Origin of the sequence: Salinibacter sp., assembly GCF_036626415.1 — a bacterium.
GTDB lineage: Bacteria > Bacteroidota > Rhodothermia > Rhodothermales > Salinibacteraceae > Salinibacter.
This window is the reverse complement of sequence record NZ_JAZKRW010000198.1, coordinates 1-3816: the sequence shown is the minus strand read 5'-3', so window position 1 is coordinate 3816 and position 3816 is coordinate 1. Positions and strand designations below refer to the sequence as shown.

2 protein-coding genes are annotated in these 3816 nt (G+C 65.1%); both read right to left on the bottom strand.

Features of this window, described 5'->3' with window-relative positions; genetic code table 11:
* Positions 1-172 precede the first annotated feature (172 nt).
* Complete coding sequence (locus V5A20_RS13545) at positions 173-2656, bottom strand: glycoside hydrolase family 3 N-terminal domain-containing protein (protein WP_332327585.1); 2484 nt, start codon at positions 2654-2656, stop codon at positions 173-175.
* 260 nt (positions 2657-2916) lie between these two features.
* A partial coding sequence (locus V5A20_RS13540) for a family 16 glycosylhydrolase (RefSeq protein ID WP_332327584.1) occupies positions 2917-3816 on the bottom strand: 900 nt, incomplete at its 5' end.

Below are 3816 nucleotides of genomic sequence, written 5' to 3'. Positions count from 1 at the left end.
CGTGTTTGTGTCAAGATCGCCCTCAACTAAACGAAGATCGCCCCCAACCGAAAGGAGTGGTGCAGAATGGAGATCGCGTGGGCATCAGCCTCAAGGACTCCTGCCACGCACACCTCCAGCGCGCTGCGCCCACACTCCGCCCTGGGGTGCGGTTGGAGCCTCGCTGGCCCCCCTACTCGGCAGAGGACACCGTGTCCCCCGTGTGCTCCGCCCTCGAAAACCGGCCGCCAACCAACTCGAACGGCTCACTGAGCCCTTCCACCTGGAGGCGGAAGGCTCCGGGTTCCACCACCGGGTCCCCGTCGCGTCCGATGAAGCTAACATCCTCGGCGGTCAGGGTGAACGAGAGCCGGGTCCTCTCGCCCGGGGCCAGGTCCACCTTCGCAAAGCGTACGAGCTTCTTCACGGACGGCGTGATGCTGGCGACGAGGTCGCTCAGGTAGAGCTGCACCACGTCCTTGCCCCGCCGGTCGCCGGCGTTGGTGACGGTGACTTCCACGTCTACCTGCCCGCCATTTTGGAGCGAGCCGGTCGTCATGGAGTCTCGACTCACGGTGAGGTCGCTGTATGCGAAGCGCGTGTAAGAGAGTCCCTCCCCGAATGCAAACAGCGGATCGAAGCCGCTCATCCCCCCCTCGGTGTCCTGGTCTTCGCTGTACTTTCGGTCGTACGTCCGCATGCCCACCGACGAGCGCGGGTAGGTGTAGGGGAGGTGTCCGCTCGGGTTCACGGCGCCGTACAGCACTTCCATGAGGGCTTGCCCGCCCTCCGGGCCTGGATTGTACGCCGTCAGCACGGCGTCCGGCAGGTCGGCCGTATCATTCAGGAGGCGTGGGCGGCCCTGAATGAGCACCAGGGCCACCGGCGTGCCTGTGTTGGCCACCCGTCGTAGCAGCCGGCGCTGGGCCTCGGGGAGCGCCATGGCGTCAAGGTTGCCGGGGGTCTCCGCGTAGGCCCCCTCCCCTAGGGCAACCACGGCCACGTCGGCCTGCCGGGCGGCGGCTACGGCTTCCTCCATCTGTTCGGGGGCCGTGAGGGTGGCGCCGGGCACATACGTCATTCTGTCTGTGCCCACGCGCTCACGAACCGCCTCCATGAGCGTCGGGCGCCCGTCCGGAAACATCTTCTGCGCCGCCCCGCCGCCCTGCCACGTGTACGACCAGCCGTTGTGCATCGACTGCATGGAGTGGGCCGTGGGGCCGGTCACGAGAACGTTCTGGCTGTCGGACAAGGGCAGAAGGAAGTCCCCTCGCTCGGTCTCACGGTTGCGGAGCAGCGTCACCGACTCGCGGGCCGCCTGGAGCGACACCCGCCGGTCGCGCGTGCTCCCGACCTCTTCAGCCTGCTCCAGCCCGCGCAGCGGATCCTCGAAGAGGCCGACCTCGAACTTGAGCCGCAAAATGCGCCGAACGGCCTCGTCGATGCGCGACTCGGGCACCTCCCCGTCCCGCACCAGCGACAGAAGGTGATCGTAGAACGACAACTCCGACGGCACCATGCTCATGTCCACGCCAGCCATGACGGCCATTTTGGTGGCCTCCCGCTCCGTGGCAGCCACGTGATGGACGTTCACGAGCTTCTTGATGTCGAGCCAGTCGCTGACCGCCACGCCCTCAAAGCCGAGCTCGTCGCGGAGCACCTTCTGGAGCAAATGCGTGCTGGCGTGGGCGGGCACGCCGTTCACCTCGCCGGAGTTGATCATGATCGACTTTGCGCCGGCCTCAATGGCGGACCGGAACGGCTTCAGGTGATGCTCGCGCATCTCGATATCCGAGATCCGCGCCGGGGTGCGGTCCAGCCCAGATTCTGGGGCAGAATACCCTACGTAGTGCTTGAGGGTGGCCGCCACGCGGGAGGAATCGCTCACGTCGGTCTCCTGGTAGCCCCGAAGCAGGCCCAGGCCCATGGCGGTCGCCAGGTGCACGTCCTCGCCGAGCGTTTCGTAGAGGCGGGGCCAGCGGGGCTCGCGCCCCAGGTCCAGCACAGGCGCAAAGTTCCACGGAATGCCGGAAGCGCGCACGTCCCGGGCCGTGATGGCCGCTGTCTCTTCGGCGAGGGCCAGGTTCCAGGTGGCCGCCAGGCCCTGGTTCTGCGGGAAAAGTACGGCCTCTCGCGTATAGTTGGCGCCGTGCACCGCGTCGATGCCATAAAGAATGGGAATGCCGAGCCGCGTCTCCTCTGTGGCCGTCCGTTGGACCTGGGACATCACTTCCGCCCAGTGATCGACGGAGAACGCCTGTCCCGTCACGTTCAGGATAGAGCCCACGTGGTGCTCCACGACCACATCACGCAGCTTCTCCGGACTTAGCTCGTGGTCCCGGATGGCCGAGGGATTGTCCTGGTGGGCCTCCTTCGAGATGGTGCTGAGGGTAAGCTGGGTCATCTGCCCCACCTTTTCCTCCAGCGTCATCTCGTTGAGGAGCGAGTCGACCCTCGCATCCACGTTCTCCACGCTGGTCGTGGCGGAGTCACGGACAACGCTCTGGATAAACGCATCACTACTTCGAGCCGACGCGTCAACGGGGGGCTCCGGACTTTTTAGCAGAGAGATGTCGCGATCAAGCGCCATGCGGCGCCCTTCGGGGTCGGCCTGCTGCCCCGTCTGTCCCACGGCGTCGGTTTGCGTCGTCGTGTCGGGAGGGGGGGCGTCGGCCATCGTACTGTTCGTGGTGGTGGAACGTGTATCGGCACACCCTGCCAGCAGCACCGACGCGGCAAGCAGGAAACGTGCCCAAGTTGTGGGCAAGGAGACGTTCATCCGATTCGAGGTGGGGAAAATTCAAGGGGAGAATCAGTCTACAAGTTCTGCTCAGCTGCCCTGATCAGCGCCTCGCTCCAGACCCCGCTGGAGCGAGGCGGAGATTGACGGACTCCGTGTCGGCGGCAAAAATCTGCCAGCGTACGCGGGGAGGATCACTACTCGGGTTTGTACACCCGCACGTAGTCGATCACCATGCGCTCGGGAAAGGCCGAGTCGTCAATGCCCTCGGCTCCGCCCCAGGACCCGCCGACCGCGATGTTCATCAAGAGGTGAAATTTCTGGTCGAAGGGCCACTCCTGCCAGTCGTACTGCTCGCGGTTCTGGAAGGTGAAGTACTGCTCCCCATCGACGAAGACGCGGAATTCGTTTGGCGTCCATTCCATGGCGTAGTCGTGGAATTCGGACGTGGCGTCGGGCACGGTGATCGTGCTGCCCTTGTCCGTGCCGTCGATGTGATTGAAGGCCTCGGTGTGGATGGTGCCGTGGATCACGCCCTCGTCGTACCCCACGTGCTCCATGATGTCCATCTCGCCGTTGTCTGGCCAGTACTGGTCGCCGTAGGTCTGCTCGTCGGCCAGCATCCAGAGGGCCGGCCACGTGCCGCGGCCCGCCGGCAGCTTGGCGCGGATCTCAAAACGTCCGTACTTCCACGACGCCTCGCTGTTGAGGCGGACCGACGTGTAGTCGTTGCCCTTGAACGACTCTTTGCGGGCCTCAATGATAAGGTGGCCGTTTTCCAGGCGGGCGTTGTCCGTGTCGTCGCGGGTGTAGTACTGCTGTTCCTGATTTCCCCAGCCGTCGCCGCCGGTCTCGTAGGACCACTTCTCCGAGTTCGGGAGGCCCTGTCCCTCAAACTCGTCGCCCCACACCTGCGTCCAGTTCACAGTTGAACTCGTGGGGGAAACCCGCACCACCTTGGAGGCCGTGGCGGTGGCGCCGTCGTCGTCCGTCACGGTAAGGGTGACCTCGTAGCGGGTGTCTTCCCCGTACGTGTTCTCTACGCTTTCCGGGAAGGTGTGCGCCACAGTCGCCCCCGTGCCCGTCTCGTCGGCCTC

Coding starts and splice junctions, on each gene's coding strand:
- V5A20_RS13545 (WP_332327585.1), bottom strand. CDS start 2,656: ATGGCCGACGCCCCCCCTCCCGACACGACGACGCAAACCGACGCCGTG.